Here is an 18,350-nt window from a genome sequence, read left to right on the forward strand (position 1 = left end):
AAGGAGGTATAGATATGGGGAAAGCATTGTTACTGATCGATGTGCAAGAGGCTTTTACTGACAGTAAATGGGGTCGGCGTAATAATCCTGATGCCGAGAAAAAGATACAGGAGATTTTGGCAGACTGTAGACAAGCGCAATGGACGATCATCCATATCCAACATGTTTCGGATTCACCTGATTCCGTTTTTTATAAGCACGGGGCAGGTTTTTCTATCAAAGCAGTAGTGGCACCTCAACCAAACGAAAAAAGGATTCTCAAGTCGGTCAACAGTGCCTTTATTGGGACAGACTTGGAGCAGTATTTAAACGAAAAACAAATAAAAACAGTTGCAATTGTAGGTCTAACGACACCTCATTGTGTCTCTACGACTGCACGGATGAGCGGCAACTTAGGGTATCAAACCTATCTTATTTCTGATGCAACGGCAGCGTTTGAGATGCGGGATCATCTGGGTAACTGGCTTGATCCTGAAACGATCCATCATTTGTCGCTGGCAACGATTCATGAAGAATTTGCCACAGTACTTGATACAGAAAGCTTCAAAAAAGATGTCGTATCTATTGAAGGATAAAAAAAACAAATGAAAGATAGCGTTGTGCGGTAACTGTTTGATTGACAACAATGCAAGGCGAGGGGAAGTTCATACATGAAAATCGGGATTATTGGTGCAATGGCACAAGAAGTAAAAGTGTTAAAAGAAAAGCTAGAGGATCTGCAAACCTGGACCAAAGCAGGGGCTGATTTTTTTAAGGGGAGCTATGCTGGTCATGAAGTGATCGTCGTTGAGTCGGGGATCGGTAAAGTGTTGTCTTCCATTACCACGAGTTTACTGATCCAACAATATGAAGTGGAGGCAATCATCAATACTGGTTCAGCAGGTGGTATTGGGGCAGGATTAGCTGTTGGTGACTTAGTCATTTCAGAAAAATTAGCTTATCATGACGTGGATGTAACCGGTTTTGGTTATGCTTATGGACAGGTTCCAGGCGGGATGCCACTGTTTTATCAAGCAGATCAGGCATTGATCCAAGCAGTAGAAAAAGCTGCTGAGCAGACGGGGCATCAAGTGAAGAAAGGCTTGATCGTTACGGGAGATTCTTTTATTCATGACCCAGTTAAAATCAAAGAGATCCTGACTCATTTTCCTGAGGCTTTGGCTTGCGAAATGGAAGGTGCAGCGATCGCTCAGACGGCAAGACAATTTGATGTGCCATTTTTAGTAGTGCGTGCGATGAGCGACACGGCGGATCATGAGGCAACACAATCCTTTGATGAATTTATTGAGATCGCCGGCAAGCGTTCAGCAGAGATGGTTTTGGCTTTTGTGGAAGCTGTTGCTTGATCAATCAAACAAGTATCATCCAACTTTGAAATTTCAAACGCTCAGTAACCAATATCATGGATAACTGAGCGTTTTTTATTGGAAATTTTTAACAGCTAACTTTCTCTGTTAAACTATAAAGTAGCTTCAACAGAGAGGGGGGCCCTATGAATAACCTTCCTAAAATATTTACAATTTTTGCTTTCTCGTTTACTCTAATAATTAGAGTAGCAGAACAAATGTAATTTTATAGAGAAAGGAGTGAGCATGTGAAACTCATCAAAAACTTTATGTATACGACAAAAACTACGCGTTGGATGTTGTTGGTTCTTTTGGGCATCCTTTTTGCAGCTGCCGCAGTCACTTATTCAACCGGAACATCAAAAACGGCAGAAGATGAGCTGCGCGGTAAGATCAGCGGGATTTATGCCGTATTGAACGAGATCGTTCCAGCAGTAGCGACGGAAGAAAATTTGCCGGAAGAGTATCAACTACTGCTGACAGAAGAACAGCTTCTCAATCGAGAATATTCAATAAGGATCATGGACAACGAAAAACATTTGACTTCGGTTCGACTGGAGCTGATCGAAAATGAACGCCAATTGATCGACTTGCAGCAACAAAGCGACATTCCCTACTCAACAGATTTTTTAACTACGGAAACACAGTTGAATTTGGATTTCGCTAAATATACGACTCTTTCTGAACAGGATGTACCCTTTGATTTGGAAAAAGACGACCGCATCAGTTTGTTACAAAGGAGTCTTGGTTTGCTACTGACGCTTAGTCTGCTGATTTTTGCTCTTTTCCATTCAGATCTTTTGCTCTCGATGAGAAAGCTGAAGGGGCTGGGACAAAATCTGCCGGTGAATAAAACAAAAGTATTCAATGAAATTCTTTTGAGAGCAGGTGTAAGAGCTGGAGGTATCGGTGTAATTGGTCTTTTCTCGGTGACGGCTTTTTTACTTTATCCATTAGGCTGGCAGAGTCTGACCTATCCGATCGCTATTTTGTTCCAAGCTCGCTTTATGGCGGTTCCACTGTGGCTTTATTTACTTTTTGTGCTTATGGGAATGATTCTTAGTATTGTTTTACTCACTGCGTTGCAGGCGTTGCTGAACATTTTTCTGAAGAATCGCTACATTACCATGATGGTTGGTAGCCTGTGGGTCGTCTTGTCTTATCTTGTCACTGAGAGTCAACCTCTTTTACTAATGGTCGGCAATATCATGCGTTTTGATCAAGTATTGTTGGGGAAAGCTGATCCACTCACACTATGGCTTTGGCTTGGAGTAACGATTTTGGGGACTCTACTGTTGATTGCTTTGTTTGTGTTAGGCGTGAATCGCAGACGAGAGGATATTAAGGGGATTATTTTATGATATTTTTCAAAAAAAGAAGACTGTATTTAAAAGAATTTATCCGGAATCGAAACGTAAAATTTGTTTTGATCGGTTTTTCAGTGGTCTTGGCGGTCTTCACGATGTTTGTCAATACATTTGAAGAGATCGAAGCGCCCGATGCTTTCCGTCTGGAACAACGCTATGAAAAATGGGGCGACTTTTTGGAAGCCTACGAAAACATGCAAGAACCATCCTTCCAGTATACGATGGCTTACAATGTCTATGAGGAATGGCATCAATACGATGAAGAACGCTACCTCAGCTGGCAGGCAGGAGATTACGCAGGCTATGCTGAAGGGACGGAGAAATGGTATGAGTATGGCTTGCTGCATACGGAAGAACCGTTCGAATTTTACTCTTCCAAATATTACATCAAGGATCGTTATTATGCCTCCTTTGACGGTGCTTATAATTATGGGAAAACGGCGAAATTGATGGAGCTGCTAACCCAAAAGAACCGAACAATCGACAAAAAAATGGTCGAACTGGAGTCGTCACTGACGCTGCTCCCAAAACTTTTTACCAATCATCTGTCTTATATTTTATTATTAGCTGTGGCGATGCTGTCGTTTCTGTTAGTCACGCAAATGCGCGGTAAGTTTTTGATCAAACATTCACCGTCTTCGAAGTATTTCAACAGCTGGATCAGTACCTCCCTGATTTTTACCGTTTGTCTGCTGTTCTTTGGTGTGTTGCTTACATCTGTGTATCTGACATCAGGAGATTTGCATTTATTTTATGACATTCCAATGTTGGATCTCAGTCAGTTTGATGCCGAAAGAGAGATCCTGACGAAAGCTGTTTTTAGTGAAATAGCCGTTTGGCAATATCTAGGGATTCTTTTGGGTGTCTATCTGTTGCTGTCTGTCTTGATCACGCGGATCTATGTCTTAGGTGCCAATCTTTTACCTAAAAAAGAGATTCTGTTGCTTTTGCCGGCTGCGGCACTGGCTGTGTCTGCCTTTTTGACCGCTCAAAGATGGTGGGGAACGTTTCGAGAGGTTCAGTACAATCCTTTGATGTATCTTGACTTTGGGAAAATTCTCTCAGGAGAGACGGCTTTTTACTTAGGAAATAACCAACTAAGCTTAATGAATGGCTTGCTGATCTTTTTAGGAATGCTGATTATTGTCGAATTACTCAATGTATTCGTCATTTTTGTAAAAGAAAGGAGACGAACTCTTGATAGTACTAGATAACGTAGGTGTTAAGTTTAAAAAGCGTGAGATTTTAAGTGAGTTGGATTTAGAGATCTCAGAGAATGAAGTCGTGGGTCTGATTGCTCCGAACGGCATGGGGAAAACAACGATTTTTAATTTGATCATGAACAATCTCAAACCGAGCACCGGTACAGTGACCGTCGATGGTCTGGATTATAACCATAAGAAAAATCGTAAACAAATTTTTCAAAAACTATCTATTCTGCCTAATCAAAATGATTTGATTGCTGATTATACTGGGCGTGAGCACTTAAAAATGTATGCAGCTTTTTGGAACAGAGAGCCCGACGACATCCAGCGAGTGATCGCTAGACTTTCTTTAGATAAGTTTATTGATCAGAAAGTCAGCAGATATTCACTTGGAATGCGTCAGCGTCTGTGCTTTGGGATGCAACTGTTGTTAAATACAGATTATTTATTGATGGATGAAGTAACCAATGGACTGGATATTGACAATATCGAGTTGGTAGAAGAGATCGTGACGGATTTGAAGCATGAGGGCAAAGGCATCGTGATCATTTCTCATCTACTGACTAGTTTGGATAAAATTTGTGATCGTGTGCTTTTTTTATTAGATGGACAGATTCATTTACAGCATGTACCCAATGATTCTGAGAATGAACGTTTTTTGATCCTCAAAAGAGAAGATTATGTGGGTCGTTATACAGCTATTGATTTTCAGCTGGAGGACAAGGTTTATCTTACAGAAGAGAAATTTTACCGAGAGGAATTTGAGTTGATGAATCCAGAGGCTTCGTTTGAGTTGCGGGAATTGACCTGTATGGAGTTATATAAAAGGATTTATGGATAAACAAAAAGAGGGAAAGCACTTGAGGCTTCCCGTCTTTTTTCATTTCTACCAAATTTCTACGCGATCTTCTGGTTGTCGATACATAGCATCCCCTGGTTGGATATTGTATTCTGTATGGAAGTATTCCAAATTTTGTAGCTGGATATTAGCACGAAGTTTTGCTGGACCATGTACGTCGACTGCCAGTAGTAATTGCTGATATTGTTCTTTGGCTTTTGTACGCCAGATTTTTGCCCAGTTGGTAAAGAAATCATCAAGAGAGACATCGGTTTCTTTCTTAGCAGCTTCTAAGGCACAGCTCAAGCCGCCTGCATCAGCGATGTTTTCGGAGACGGTCAGCTTTCCGTTGACCTTTCCGCCTGCGATCTCTAAGCCGTCAAACTCGGCGATCATCGCTTCAGCAAGCTGGTCGAAATGAGCGAGATCTTCTTCGGTCCACCAGTTATTCAAATTGCCAAATTCATCAAATTTTGCCCCGTTATTGTCAAAGGCATGGGAGATTTCATGAGCGATCACCGCACCGATTCCCCCATAATTAGCGCTCGAAGATTGTTCGATACTGTAAAAAGGTGCTTGGAGAATGGCTGCTGGAAAGACGATGACATTCATCATTCCACTGTAATAAGCATTGACTGTACAAGCCGCCATGCTCCACTCTTCGCGATCGACCGGCTGTTTGACTTTATTGAAACGAGCTTCCCGTGCCAGGCGCGAGAAGAAACGAACATTGCTGACTAGCGTGCCACCCTCTTCAACAGTTTTTGTAATAAATGAATCATAGACGGCTGGGATCTTATCAGGATAACCCACGTGGACACCGATATTGTTCAATTTGACGATGGCTTTCGCTCGTGTATCCGGACTCAACCATTCTTTGGTCCCTAAACGATCTTTGTAGACATCGATCATCCTTTGTACCATTCGTTGGACATCTTGCTTGGCTTCTTTCCCAAAGTAAGTCTTCCCATAATACAAACCGACGACTTGTCCAAATTCCCCCAGCGTTAAGTAATAGGCAGCTTTTTCAGCAGGCATCGCTTCATCGATCCCGGATAGATAACGACGGTAGGTACCACCGATTTGGCGCAGCTCGTCACTTAAATAGCTAGTGTAGGTCAAAATCGTTTGGACGTACATCCAGCTTTTCAAAAGCGGTAGATGGTCTTCAGAAACAAATTGATCGAAGGCTTCGAAATAGGCTGGTTCGGTCACGATCACTTGCTCTACCTCAACTGGAAGCAGCTGAGTGATCAATGCGTTAAAATCAAAATGTGTCGTATAACCCGCAACTTCTTTGATGCTACGAGGATTGTAGGCTTTGGTGTAATCAGCACTTTCCTCGGCACTCATCACATAAGGAGCGAGACCTTTATCGAAAGCCAAAGCCTGTTCGGCGATCGTTTCAGCTTCTGGACGAGTTCTGCCGAATTTTTGTAAAAGCTCAACGGTCATGTCAAAGAAGACTTGTAGCATCCCTTCTGCTTGTTCATGACCTTCTTCATAATAGGTCTTGTCAGGCAGGATCAGTGAAGTTGGATTCAAATACAAGGCATTTTCTTGGGCATTTTTCATATCTGCCATCACAAAAAAATGAAAAGGCAGAGGCAAGCCTTCTTTGATCCAGTCTGCAGCTTGTGCATTCAGTTCTTCAAAGGAGTTGACCTCGATGATCCGTATCAGTAGATCCTGAATCGGTTGGTCAGCGAGCTGATCACGAGTCTCATAATCATTGGCCAGTTGATAAAAATTGACCGCATCTTTCATGCGTCCTTCAGGAATGGCTCTGTCTCCTTGGATCATTTCCTGAAAATCCTTCATCAGCAATTGATCAATATCTTCGACTAGATCCTGGAAACCACCTGTGGCAGGTTTGTCTGCGGGAATGACCGCTGTTTTCAACCACTCACCATTCACATGTTCATAAAAGTCTTGTTTTTTCAAATCAGTCATTATTTTCACTCCATTTCATTCTATAAGTATGATACAGTTAGTAAGAACAATCAAACAAATAATTTTGAAAATTTTGTAAACAAAAATAGCTCAAAAAGCCATAGTGCTTTCATTCGTTAAAAGAAATAAGGAGCGATGAAGATGATGAAAGATCAATGGATCGGGATTCCTGAAGAACGTTTCAAAACTTACCGCAGATGGATCACACCTAAAAGTTATCTGTGTGGCACCTATGCAGCAGCTGTCTTACTGGGATACTATCAGGATCATATAGATGAATCCGTGGTGCCGAACTATATCAGGATCAAAAATAGTCGTAAGGTCGAGACCTTGGCTCATTTTTTGCAATTGTTTATCCAGCCAAAAGGTTTTCCGACAGTTTCCTTACAAGTCGCGCACGGTTTGTCCGTCTATTTTTCTCATACAGGAGTGAACCTGCGGGGACGCATGACGATGGTTGGCGGATGGCAAAGAGCAAAGAAACGGATCGATCAGGGGAAACCAGTGATTGTCGGGGTCATCCAAGTGTTGGGAAGTACATACGGCAATCACTGGGTGACTGCTTATGCCTACATGGAAACAAGTGACGGCGAACGGTTTTTAAAGGTTCATGACAACTGGGGCGACTACAAGAAAGTGATTCCGGTGAAATGGGTCAACGGTACAGTCTCACTTCCTTGATATCAAAGGAAAAAACATGCTAAACTAAATCGAAAAAATATGTTAAAATGAAGAAAAATTCTAATGGAGGCTCACATGATCGAAAAATATCAAGACGAATCGTTAAAAATCTTTAGTTTGAATGGAAATATTCCTTTAGCAGAAAAAATTGCAGAAGAATTTGGTAGCAAGTTAGGAAAATGTGCCATCAAAAAATTCAGTGATGGTGAAATTGCGATTAGTATTGAAGAAAGTGTCCGAGGCTCGCATATCTATATTATTCAATCGACCAATCAGCCTGTAAATGATTATTATATGGAATTGATGATCATGATCGACGCGATGAAACGTGCCAGTGCCAAAACAGTGAATATCGTTCTTCCGTATTATGCTTATGCACGTCAGGACCGCACGGCAAAGCCGCACGAGCCGATTACTGCAAAACTGATTGCCAATATGTTAGTAGAAGCTGGAGCCACTCGTGTACTGACTCTTGATTTGCATACTGTTCAAGTACAAGGATTTTTTGATATTCCAGTAGATAATTTATTTACGATCCCATTGTTTGCTCAATATTATAAAAATAAAAAGATGGAAGGCGACGATTATGTCGTGGTGTCTCCTAAAAACAGCGGTGTTACCCGATCAAGAAGTTTAGCAGAGTACTTGAATACAACTCTGGCAATTGTCGATCAAGACGAATCATTGGAAGATGGCGGCTATGTGATTGGAGACGTGGCTGGGAAAAAATGTATTTTGATTGATGATATTCTAAATACAGGGCATACATTTGCAGAAGCAGCACGTTTGTTGAAAGAAGAAGGAGCAATTGAAATCTATGCTTGTGCTTCGCATGCACTGCTTTCACCTCCAGCAAAAGAAAATCTTGATGAAGCATTAATTGAAGATATTTGTGTGACAGATTCTTGTTTGACAGATGAGAGTCGTCATCCAGAAAAATTGACTTACATTACTTGTTCAAAATTGATGGGAGAAGCAGTCAAACGTATCCATGAGAATACTGCGATGAGCCCTCTGTTTAAATTACACGAAGAAAACTATTTATAATTCGACAAGGTGAGCCAATCAGAGAGATACAGCGACTGTATCTTCTCTGATTGGTATTTTTCACAAGTTTGTTAGAATGAGTTTATAAAAAAGCAGGTGAAAAAATGACATATTTAGATCATGCAGCAACGACACCCATGCGACCGGAAGTTGTGGAACGAATGAGTCAGGTCATGCTGGAAGTGGTGGGCAATCCCTCCAGTATCCATCACTATGGAAGACGTGCCCACCAGTATCTAGAAGCTGCCAGACAAGTTGTGGCGGACAGCTTAAAGGCTGCACCAAACGAGATCACATTCAATAGTGGTGGAACAGAAGGTAACAATACGGTTCTGATCGGCACCGCACTCTCTAGACAAGGTCAAGGTAAGCATATTATTACGACCACGATCGAGCATCCAGCGATTCTACGAACAACAGAATATTTGGAAACGCTGGGTTTTGAAGTGACCTATCTGCCAGTGGACGAATGCGGACAGCTTTCGATAGAAACTGTCAAGGAAGCCTTGCGTCCGGATACGATCTTGGTATCGGTCATGTTTGCCAACAATGAGACGGGCAATCTATTACCGATTCAGGAAATCGGAGAGCTGCTTCAAGAGCATTCGGCACTTTTTCATACGGATGCCGTTCAGGCTTATGGTAAAGTCCCGATCGATCTGAGCGTTCTTCCAGTAGATTTTTTGACTGTTTCAGGACACAAGGTCAATGGACCTAAAGGCATCGGAGTGATGTACAAGAGAAAAGAACTCTCTTTGCCGGCTTTTTTGCATGGCGGAGAACAAGAAGAGAAACGAAGAGCTGGAACCGAAAATCTGGCAGCAATCTGTGGCTTGGCGGAAGCGATCGAATGGCTCCCACCAGAAGTACAGAATGACAATCAGCAAAAATATGCTGCCTTTGCGGACTATTTGATCGAGCAGTTGCAACAGGCAGAGATCGCCTTCGAAATCAATGGAGATCCTACAAACAAATTGTCTCATATCGTAAATTTACGAGTGATCGGTGTGCCAAGTGACCGCTTGCTGATGCATTTGGATTTAAAAGGCTTTGCTGTTTCAACAGGCTCCGCTTGTACCGCTGGCAATGTAGAGCCTTCCCATGTACTTGAAGCAATGTATGGCAAGGACAGTCCGGCAATCCATGAGTCGATTCGAATCAGCTTTGGTTTCGGTAATACTCAAGAAGAGCTTGAGGCTTTTACAGAAGTGTTGATTGATTCTATTCATCGATTGAAGCGCTAAAAGAGACTAGCAAAAGCAACTAGAATTCTTTATAATAAACGTAAATGAATTAGACGAGGTGAAAAGATGGCATTCCAAGAAACAGACACAGTATTAGGGGCAGCAGTGAACTATCGTTTGGCACCTACTGCTAAGCGTTATACTCTGCGCGATAACGGCTTTACGGAAACGAAGGGCGGTAATTTTCAGCTGATCCGTCCATTAGAAGCAACACCGCAAAGCAATGAAGGCTTCAAATTGAAAATCACTGTCGATAAAGACATCCAAAAGTTAAAAATGTCAGTGACAACTGCGAACGGTTTAAAAGCAGTCAATATCTTCAAAGATACATCCAATGATTTGCTACAGGAAAAATTCTATTTCCTGATGGATGGTTTTATCAGTCGCGGATTATTTGAAAAAGTATAAATCAAAAGCTGGGTTGAGAGGATGATTCTTTCGACCCAGCTTTTCTGTAGAGCACCAAAAGTTGTCGTGAGAAACCATTGTGTACATTTTAGCCGGACAGTCTCTTTTACTTGGAATTTAATATAGAAAAGATGAAATTATTGTCAATCTCATGTATAATAGCAAATACTGAAAAAGTAGCGACCTTCAAATCGTGGATGTTTCAGAATCTATAGTGAAATGATGGTGATATTCATGACGGACAACAGCAAGATTCGTGTTGTCGTTGGAATGAGTGGCGGGGTGGACTCGTCAGTAACTGCGCTTTTGTTGAAAGAACAAGGGTATGATGTGATCGGTATCTTTATGAAAAATTGGGACGATACCGACGAAAATGGTGTATGTACGGCAACAGAGGATTACAAAGATGTCGCAAAGGTAGCCGATCAAATCGGTATTCCGTATTATTCAGTCAATTTTGAAAAAGAATATTGGGATCGTGTATTTGAATATTTCTTGGAAGAATACCGTGCGGGACGTACACCGAATCCCGACGTGATGTGTAACAAAGAGATCAAATTCAAAGCCTTTTTAGATTATGCGATGGATTTAGGTGCGGATTATGTAGCAACTGGACACTATGCACAAGTGGAATGTGATGAAAATGGCGTTGCTCATATGCTTCGTGGTGTCGATAACAACAAAGATCAAACCTATTTCTTAAGTCAATTGTCACAAGAACAACTTGCAAAAACGATGTTTCCTTTAGGACATATGGAAAAATCAGAAGTTCGAGCAATCGCTGAACGCGCCGGCTTGGCAACAGCGAAGAAAAAAGATTCGACGGGTGTTTGTTTTATCGGAGAAAAGAATTTCAAAGAATTTTTGAGTCATTACTTACCTGCTCAAAAAGGCAATATGGTTACTTTAGATGGTGAAGTCAAGGGTCAACATGATGGATTGATGTATTATACGATCGGTCAACGTCAAGGGCTAGGCATTGGTGGTGGCGGACAGTCACAAGATCCATGGTTTGTAGTTGGAAAAGAATTGGAAACCAACACCTTATTGGTTGGTCAAGGTTTCCATCATGAAGCCTTGTACGCGGATCGCTTAGATGCTAGTGAAATTCACTTTACTACTAACGAAGATAAGCCAAAAGAATTTCGTTGTACCGCAAAGTTCCGTTATCGCCAACAAGATACGGGTGTGACTGTGCGCTTGTTAGAGGATCATCGTGCAGAAGTGATCTTTGATGAACCTGTTCGTGCGATCACTCCAGGACAAGCTGTTGTTTTCTACGATGGTGAAGAATGTCTTGGTGGCGGTTTGATCGACCATGCCTACAAAGCAGAAAAAACGTTACAATATATTTAGAAAAAAGCCTTTGAGTGTGTTCAAACACACTCAAAGGCTTTTATTTATGAATCAAATAATCTAGATCATCAAGGCGATGGACATAGATGTTTCGTTCTTGTTCAAAGCGATCAATTTTTTCTTCAATGTCATTTCCAAATAGATCTGCACGATCGTAATGCGGAAAAATATAGCGGTTTGTTAATTCAAGTCCGCGAAGATCGGTAAGAAAATCCTGATTCATTTCAGGTGTAAAACGATTGATCAGTTCAATATCTGGTCCAAGGACCAAAGCTCCGGCGCTAACGCCAATGATCAATTTCTGTTTGTCTAAAAGCTGTTGAAAGACTTTTTTGGTCTTCTGCTGCTTCATTGCCTTCAGCAAATAATAGGGATTTCCCCCATTCAGATAGAGAATGTCTTTGGAGGCTAATTGTTGTACCTGCTGTGTATCAAAATCAAAAAAACTCAGATGTTCTTCTGGGACCCCTAACGTTAAGAAAGCTGTTTTTGCTTGTTGAGCAAAGCGATTGTGTTCCTTTTGAGGAGAGGCAGTCGTCACAATGGCCACTTGTTTTTCAGTGATAGAGGGAACCAGTCGCATCACTTCTTGTCTAGTTTGTTCTGAAAATAATCCGGTAGAACTGAGTAAAAGTGCCATGAGAAAATCTCCTTATCTGTAGTCTCTTTTCATTATACGTAAGTTTAAGATAGGAATACAGTAAAAGTTTAATGTCACGCAAGAAATTTTGGCAGAGCTTTGTTACAATGAAAAAAATTGGCTAAGGAAAGCTGACAGGATCGAAATTGCAGGACGATCTAAGACTCCCATAAGTAAGACAGCGTATTTCTTGAAAAAAAAGAAGCCTCTGTGAAAAAATCATCAGAAGCCGAATCTAGTAGATTTTTAGAGCAAAGAGCAACAAAAAGGAGCCTCATTTTTTCTTTTTGAGCCATGCCCGAATAGTTAAAATAATCAAAAGAACGACTAAGCCTAGATTGATGTAACCAATCAGAGGGACACTTTCCATGAATTTCACGCTCCTCGCAAGGGATTATGCCTTATTATACCGTTTTAAGCAAGCGGATACAATTTTTTCTTTACTACTGTGTTCAATCGATCGTCAGGAAAGACCGATTCTTTCCTGATTTTCAAAAATGATTCACAAGCCAGAAGCGATCCTAAAAATCCTGGATTTTATCAAAATATAGGTGCTGTAGCAGACTTCTCTGAAAGTATGCTATACTGTAAAATATCAGTAGATCTTGCCCAATTCTCGTTTTACGCAGTTGGATTCACAAGCTAACTTCTTGAAAATCCAGAGAAAACTGACTACTATTACGATAATAAATGAAGTTTAAGGGGCGAGACCATGTATCAAGTAATTACCATGTATGGTGATAACGAACCCTGGTGGTTTTTTGAAGAATGGCAAAAAGATATCCAAGAAAAAGTGATATTTTCAACACTAGCGGAAGCACAACACTATTATCAAGAACAGTGGCAGGTTATTTATGCCGATTATCAATACATTCACGCAAAGCCGAATTATTTGAGTGCTTTTTGGAATGATGGTGATGAGCGTTGGTGTGAAGAATGTGATGAAGATTTACAACAATACAAAGGATTAGCTCTTCTAAAAGATTACCAGCCACTATTAATCGAAAGCGAAAGGGAATTGTATGAAGCGACTAATTCTAGCGGAAAAGCCAAGCGTTGCCAAAGATCTAAGTAAGGTTTTGGGCGCAAATCAAAAGCATAAAAACTACTATGAAGGACCTCAAGTGATCGTCACTTGGGCCCTTGGTCATTTATTGGGACTAAAAATGCCAGAAGACATCAATAAAGAATGGCAAAGCTGGCAAATGGAAACTTTGCCAATGATCCCAAAACAATTGGGGATCAAACCCTTGCCGAAAACAGGCCATCAATTAAAAGCGATCAAACATCTAGCTCAGCGTAAAGATGTGTCAGAAGCAGTCATCGCAACAGATGCCGGACGTGAAGGGGAGCTAGTTGCTCGCTGGATCCTAGAGTGGGTCCGTTTTGACAAACCTGTCAAACGTTTGTGGATCTCTTCCCAGACGGACAAGGCCATCAAAGACGGTTTTGCCCAGTTAAAGCCGGCAAAGCAATATGATAATCTGTATCAGTCAGCGATCGCGCGTGCAAAGGCCGACTGGCTGGTGGGCTTGAATGTCACACGGGCATTGACAGTCAAATATCAAGATAATTTAAGTGCTGGTCGGGTACAGACACCAACGCTTGCTTTGGTGCGTCAACAGGAACGCCAAATCGAAACCTTCCGTCCGCAAACTTATTTTGTGATCGAGTTGGAAGTTGCAGGAGAGCGTGCGCGTTTAGTACAAAAAAATCCACAGGCGATCAAAGAACAGCAAGCGGCCCAACAATTAGTTAAGCAAATGAACAGCAATGGACGGGTGCTTTCTGTAGTGGAAAAAACCAAGACCGAGACCGCACCGCTTCCCTATGATCTAACTGAGATTCAACGGGAAGCCAATCAGCGTTACGATTTTTCAGCGAAGAAAACTTTATCGCTGGTTCAAAGTCTTTATGAAAATCATAAGATCGTGACTTATCCGCGAACAGACAGTAAGTATTTAACAAATGATATGAAGTCCACGATGAGAGAACGACTGCAAGCAGTCTCTGATTTTGCTCCAGAAGTCAAAGGCTATTTGAAAAACGGAGCCTTAGTCCAACAAAAAGCGGTATTCAATGACACCAAAGTTTCTGATCACCATGCCTTGCTACCGACTGAACAAAAAGCAAACTACGCAAAGCTGACCAGTGATGAACAGCGAATCTACAATATGATCGTTGCCCGTTTTTTGATGCTGTTTGCAGCTCCTCATAAAAAAGTCCAACAAAAAGCAACGGTTGCCTTTGGAGAACATCGTTTTATCTTTACCCAAAACAAAGTGATCGAAGCTGGTTGGAAAGGCCAAGAAGAACAGAAAAGCTCGGCAGTTTCCTGGAAAGAAGGCATGACCGTTGCGCCTAATTTTACTATCAAAAAAGAACTGACCTCTCCGCCAAAACCATTGAACGAGGGAACACTTCTAGGGAAAATGGAAAAATTTAGCTTAGGAACACCGGCAACTCGTGCAGAGATCATTGAAAAACTGATCAAATCAGAATTGATGGAACGAACACCTGCTGGCTTGCAGGTCTCTCCGAAAGGCAAGCAATTGTTAGAATTAGTTAATCCGTCGCTTGTTTCACCGGAGCTGACTGAAAAATGGGAAAAACAACTGGAGGCAATCGCCAAAGGCCAATTCTCTAGTCAGGGCTTCTTGCAGCAAATTGAAAAAGATACCCAGCAGCTAGTCAAAGAAATCAAGCACAGCGAGCAAAAGTATCAGGATTTTTCTTTGACACAGAAAAAATGTCCGGATTGTGGAGAGTTGTTACGAGAGAAGAACACACGTGATGGTAAGATCTATGTCTGCTCCAACAATGAATGTAGCTATCGTCGCCGCAAAGATCCGAAAATTTCTAATCATCGTTGTCCGCAGTGTCATAAAAAGATGGAGATCATCGAAGGAAAGAACGGTTCTTATTTCCGTTGTAAGTTTGACGGAACGACAGAAAAGGTTCCTACGAAGAATGAACGCAAAAAGAAAATGACCAAGCATGAAGAACGCCGTTTGGTGAAAAAATATTCGCAACAAGAAGAACCACAAGAAAGTCCATTGGCAGCAGCTTTGAAAGCTGCCATGGAGAAAAAATAACTAAAAAAATCTGTGATATCAGTCTTATAAAAGTAAACTATCCGAGCAGCTTAGAAGATTCATTCCTTCTAAATTGTTCGGATAGTTTTGTTTTTATTGATGACGCATTTTTTTAGTTCCTTGTATTTTTAGTTAAGAGACAATCCTAGCTTAAAATTGGAATTTACTGCCGACGGCACCGCGATGGGTAGCATTGACGCCAGCCTTGCCACCGATCTCGCTTAATTGAGCGATCCATTTATTTTGCTGCTCACTGAATTTCAACTTTTCAGTAAAGGCGGTAAAGTAGATAAAGTTTGTTAAACGATTGATCAGTCGCACAGGATTGTTTGAAGCATCTAGCTTCGTATAGACCTTGAGTAAGACCTCTTGGATCTCTTTGACATCAGATCTTCCTGATTTTGTCAGATCATTGTACAGTTCATGAACAAGTTGTTTGGCTTCCATAGTTAATACCTCCAGCTATTTGTTGAAACGACTCTGGCTCCGAAAGGCATCAGTGCGAGCTTAGCCAATTTAAAGGATTGATTACCAAAAGGAATTCCAATGATCGTTAGATAAAGCAGCAAGCCACTGCAGATGTGTGCAAAGGCTAAAGGCAGTCCGCTAAAGATCAACCAGAGAATATTAATGAGTATTGAGACACTACTGTCGCTGTAAACGACCTCTTTTTCAAAGGGCCAGAAGCTCAGACCAGCTAGTTTAAAACACTGGATCCCGATCGGAATCCCGATGATGGTAATGCACCACAGAATACCTGCCGCCAACCAGCTCAGTCCACCAACAAATCCACCGAAGAGGAACCAAATCAAATTTCCTAAAAATTTCATCGTTTCACCTGCTTTCTTATTTTATCGTAGCACAAGATTGCTACTGCTTGCTAGGGACCAGAGACTGATTCTATGCAAAAGAGCAGCAATCCTACGACTGCTGCTCTTTCTAGGGAGAGATGGATAAGGAAAATTTTTAAAAGTTTTTGGCATGGATGATAGAAACTGACCTATTCCCATGACAGAAAACTGGTAAAACTAAGGTAACTTGATAACTTCTTCCGTTTCTTTATCAAAGAAATGAGCTTTATTGATATTGAAAGCAAGATCGATTTGCTCACCTGGACGGTGGAAATCACGAGCATCTACTTTAGAGATGAACTCTGTATCACCAATTCTCGTGTAAAGCATTGTTTCTGCACCAAGTAATTCTGATACGACTACTTCAGAACGAACAGCTGATCCTGGAGTAGCATCAATCGCCACTTGCTCACTGTGGATATCTTCTGGACGAATACCGAAGATCAATTCTTTTCCTTCATAGCCTTTTTCAACTAATACTTTGTGACGACCTTCTGGAACTTGTAATTCCAAACCGTAACCATCTTTGACAATACCATTGTTCAACGTAACATTGAAAAAGTTCATTGCAGGTGATCCGATAAATCCAGCAACAAAGACGTTGGTAGGATTGTTGTAAACTTCTTTTGGTGAACCAATTTGTTGGATGAAACCGTCTTTCATGATAACGATACGGTCAGCCATGGTCATCGCTTCTGTTTGGTCATGAGTAACATAGATCGTAGTTGTTTCCAAACGTTGGTGTAGTTTTGCAATTTCAGCACGCATCGCCACACGTAGTTTAGCATCCAGGTTGGATAAAGGCTCATCCATCAGGAAGACTTTTGCATCACGAACGATTGCACGCCCTAGGGCTACACGCTGACGTTGTCCCCCAGATAAAGCTGCTGGTTTGCGTTCCAAATATTCTCTCAATCCAAGAATATCTGCGGCGTTTTCTACCCGTTTTTTGATTTCAGCTTTGTCGTATTTACGAAGCTTCAAACCAAAAGCCATGTTGTCATACACCGTCATATGAGGATACAAGGCATAGTTCTGGAAAACCATCGCGATGTCACGATCTTTGGGAGCTACATCATTCATGACTTTGCCGCCTATTGAAAGTTCTCCTTCAGTGATGTCTTCCAATCCAGCGATCATCCGTAAAGTGGTTGATTTACCACAACCGGAAGGACCAACGAATACGATAAATTCGCGGTCTTGGATATCTAAATTAAAGTCAGTAACAGAATAATTTTCTGCATTGTCATATTTTTTGTATACATGAGTCAGGGCCATTTCTACCATGGGTAAGTTCCTTCTTTCAATTATTGTATTTGATACATTCACTATAAATGAAAACGGTTTACAAACGCAATGTAAACGTGCACAAAAAAGTCAGACCTTTTTGTGCACCTTGTAAAAGATTCAATTCGTATGGAAAACAGCAACGAGTAAATAGCATAAAAACAGATCATTCATCTTTTTTAAATTCGTGAGGTTTTGTATCTGGAACTTTTCAATTTTATACTGTAACGTATTGCGGTGCATAAATAAATCTTTGGCTGCCGAACTAACATTTCCTTGATTGTTCCACAAACTTTCAATAATCTCAGGTATATCGTTATCAAACCAAGACTCATACAATACTTGCATGAGATAGCTATCTTTTACAGAAGTCGAAGAAAAATAATGGATGATCGATTGACTGAGGTCAAAGCATTTCACCTGATTGTTTTCTAGACTAGCTTGTTGAAATAGTTGACGCTCTTCTTGTAACAATTGAGTGAAATTGTAGTTGTAGTGATAAAAAGATCCTACAAACAAGCGAGTATACATATCTAAGTCACCATCTAGAGCTAAAAACAAGCCCTCTAATTCTTCAGGAGACAAGGCATGTTCATTAGCTGTTTCGATCAATAAACAAGTGGAATCAGAAAAAAAGAAATAATCCACTAATGAAGGTAACATACTTTTAATTTCATTGTTCCAATCCTCAATGGAAGTAGAACTCAATGCAGTAAATTCCACTTGGATGATTCGAAATCGACCATCCTTTGAAGGAGCAGATTTCCCCTGAAACAAAGCTGGGTACCAGGGATGTTCTTTTGCAGAAATTTCCGGTTGTTGAGCCTTTGTCAAAGCTTGTACTAGCTTTTCTTCAGTCTTAGATAAGGCTTTTTTAGGAATCCAAAGAAATTTATTTTCTACAAAAATAGACAGAAAATCAGGATCTTCCGTCGGGACTGTTTGTACAATAGCTGAGGGATAGATCCCTTGCCACTCTTGAAGATTCACTGGTAAATCACCTCTTTTAATTAAATCATCTTCACTAGCATT

At 41.0% G+C, this 18,350-nt stretch carries 18 protein-coding genes; 12 read left to right on the forward strand and 6 right to left on the reverse strand.

The genetic code is table 11. From position 1 onward, the window contains the following. Positions 1–14 precede the first annotated feature (14 nt). The 5 genes from ACWODM_RS12215 (at position 15) to ACWODM_RS12235 (ending at position 4,759) form a co-directional block, all read left to right on the forward strand. Positions 15–575 carry a cysteine hydrolase family protein gene (locus tag ACWODM_RS12215; RefSeq protein ID WP_455321649.1) on the forward strand — a complete coding sequence of 187 codons (561 nt, stop codon included), beginning with the start codon at positions 15–17 and terminating at the stop codon, positions 573–575. Positions 576–650: 75 nt separating this feature from the next. Then, positions 651–1,346 (forward strand): 5'-methylthioadenosine/adenosylhomocysteine nucleosidase, encoded by a 696-nt coding sequence (locus ACWODM_RS12220; protein WP_455321650.1) that lies wholly within the window; start codon positions 651–653, stop codon positions 1,344–1,346. Positions 1,347–1,594: 248 nt separating this feature from the next. Further along, positions 1,595–2,707: a hypothetical protein gene (locus tag ACWODM_RS12225; protein ID WP_455321651.1), complete on the forward strand. Its 1,113-nt coding sequence runs from the start codon at positions 1,595–1,597 to the stop codon at positions 2,705–2,707. Continuing rightward, entirely contained in the window at positions 2,704–3,927 is a 1,224-nt protein-coding gene (locus tag ACWODM_RS12230) for a hypothetical protein (protein ID WP_455321652.1), read from the forward strand. Before ACWODM_RS12225 ends, ACWODM_RS12230 begins: the two co-directional genes overlap by 4 nt. Continuing rightward, positions 3,911–4,759 (forward strand): ABC transporter ATP-binding protein, encoded by an 849-nt coding sequence (locus tag ACWODM_RS12235; RefSeq protein WP_455321653.1) that lies wholly within the window; start codon positions 3,911–3,913, stop codon positions 4,757–4,759. The genes ACWODM_RS12230 and ACWODM_RS12235 overlap by 17 nt, the downstream gene beginning before the upstream one ends. Before the next feature lie 45 nt (positions 4,760–4,804). On the opposite strand, the gene ACWODM_RS12240 is transcribed toward ACWODM_RS12235, so the two are convergent. Continuing rightward, positions 4,805–6,709 carry a M13 family metallopeptidase gene (locus tag ACWODM_RS12240; RefSeq protein ID WP_455321654.1) on the reverse strand — a complete coding sequence of 635 codons (1,905 nt, stop codon included), beginning with the start codon at positions 6,707–6,709 and terminating at the stop codon, positions 4,805–4,807. Positions 6,710–6,850: 141 nt separating this feature from the next. Between ACWODM_RS12240 and ACWODM_RS12245 the strand changes: the two genes are divergently transcribed. From ACWODM_RS12245 to mnmA, 5 genes are all read left to right on the forward strand, one after another. Next, positions 6,851–7,390, forward strand: coding sequence for a hypothetical protein (locus tag ACWODM_RS12245; protein WP_455321655.1), 540 nt, complete (start codon positions 6,851–6,853; stop codon positions 7,388–7,390). Positions 7,391–7,465: 75 nt separating this feature from the next. Next, a complete protein-coding gene (locus ACWODM_RS12250; RefSeq protein WP_455321656.1) occupies positions 7,466–8,437 on the forward strand; it encodes a ribose-phosphate diphosphokinase in 972 nt (323 codons plus the stop codon). A gap of 104 nt (positions 8,438–8,541) precedes the next feature. Next, positions 8,542–9,681 (forward strand): cysteine desulfurase family protein, encoded by a 1,140-nt coding sequence (locus ACWODM_RS12255; protein WP_455321657.1) that lies wholly within the window; start codon positions 8,542–8,544, stop codon positions 9,679–9,681. Between the two features lie 66 nt (positions 9,682–9,747). After that, on the forward strand, positions 9,748–10,089 hold the full coding sequence (locus ACWODM_RS12260) for a DUF1831 domain-containing protein (protein WP_455321658.1): 342 nt from the start codon (positions 9,748–9,750) through the stop codon (positions 10,087–10,089). A gap of 234 nt (positions 10,090–10,323) precedes the next feature. After that, positions 10,324–11,445 carry a tRNA 2-thiouridine(34) synthase MnmA gene (gene mnmA, locus ACWODM_RS12265; protein WP_455321659.1) on the forward strand — a complete coding sequence of 374 codons (1,122 nt, stop codon included), beginning with the start codon at positions 10,324–10,326 and terminating at the stop codon, positions 11,443–11,445. 40 nt (positions 11,446–11,485) lie between these two features. Here the strand turns inward: mnmA and ACWODM_RS12270 are convergent, their stop codons facing one another. Next, positions 11,486–12,085: a Type 1 glutamine amidotransferase-like domain-containing protein gene (locus tag ACWODM_RS12270; protein ID WP_455321660.1), complete on the reverse strand. Its 600-nt coding sequence runs from the start codon at positions 12,083–12,085 to the stop codon at positions 11,486–11,488. Between the two features lie 712 nt (positions 12,086–12,797). Here ACWODM_RS12270 and ACWODM_RS12275 point away from each other — a divergent pair. Then, the gene (locus tag ACWODM_RS12275) at positions 12,798–13,160 is read left to right on the forward strand and encodes a DUF1033 family protein (protein WP_455321661.1); all 363 of its coding nucleotides are present in this window, start codon (positions 12,798–12,800) and stop codon (positions 13,158–13,160) included. Next, positions 13,108–15,180, forward strand: a complete 2,073-nt coding sequence (locus ACWODM_RS12280) for a DNA topoisomerase III (RefSeq protein WP_455321662.1) — start codon at positions 13,108–13,110, stop codon at positions 15,178–15,180. Before ACWODM_RS12275 ends, ACWODM_RS12280 begins: the two co-directional genes overlap by 53 nt. A gap of 150 nt (positions 15,181–15,330) precedes the next feature. Here ACWODM_RS12280 and ACWODM_RS12285 read toward each other — a convergent pair whose 3' ends face one another. The 4 genes from ACWODM_RS12285 to ACWODM_RS12300 form a co-directional block, all read right to left on the reverse strand. Next, the gene (locus tag ACWODM_RS12285) at positions 15,331–15,627 is read right to left on the reverse strand and encodes a bacteriocin immunity protein (RefSeq protein WP_455321663.1); all 297 of its coding nucleotides are present in this window, start codon (positions 15,625–15,627) and stop codon (positions 15,331–15,333) included. Between the two features lie 2 nt (positions 15,628–15,629). Next, entirely contained in the window at positions 15,630–16,010 is a 381-nt protein-coding gene (locus ACWODM_RS12290) for a YccF domain-containing protein (protein ID WP_455321664.1), read from the reverse strand. A gap of 198 nt (positions 16,011–16,208) precedes the next feature. Next, the gene (locus tag ACWODM_RS12295) at positions 16,209–17,318 is read right to left on the reverse strand and encodes an ABC transporter ATP-binding protein (protein ID WP_455321665.1); all 1,110 of its coding nucleotides are present in this window, start codon (positions 17,316–17,318) and stop codon (positions 16,209–16,211) included. Between the two features lie 120 nt (positions 17,319–17,438). Beyond that, positions 17,439–18,308: a helix-turn-helix domain-containing protein gene (locus tag ACWODM_RS12300; RefSeq protein ID WP_455321666.1), complete on the reverse strand. Its 870-nt coding sequence runs from the start codon at positions 18,306–18,308 to the stop codon at positions 17,439–17,441. Positions 18,309–18,350 lie beyond the last annotated feature (42 nt).

It is taken from the genome of Enterococcus olivae (assembly GCF_053760925.1).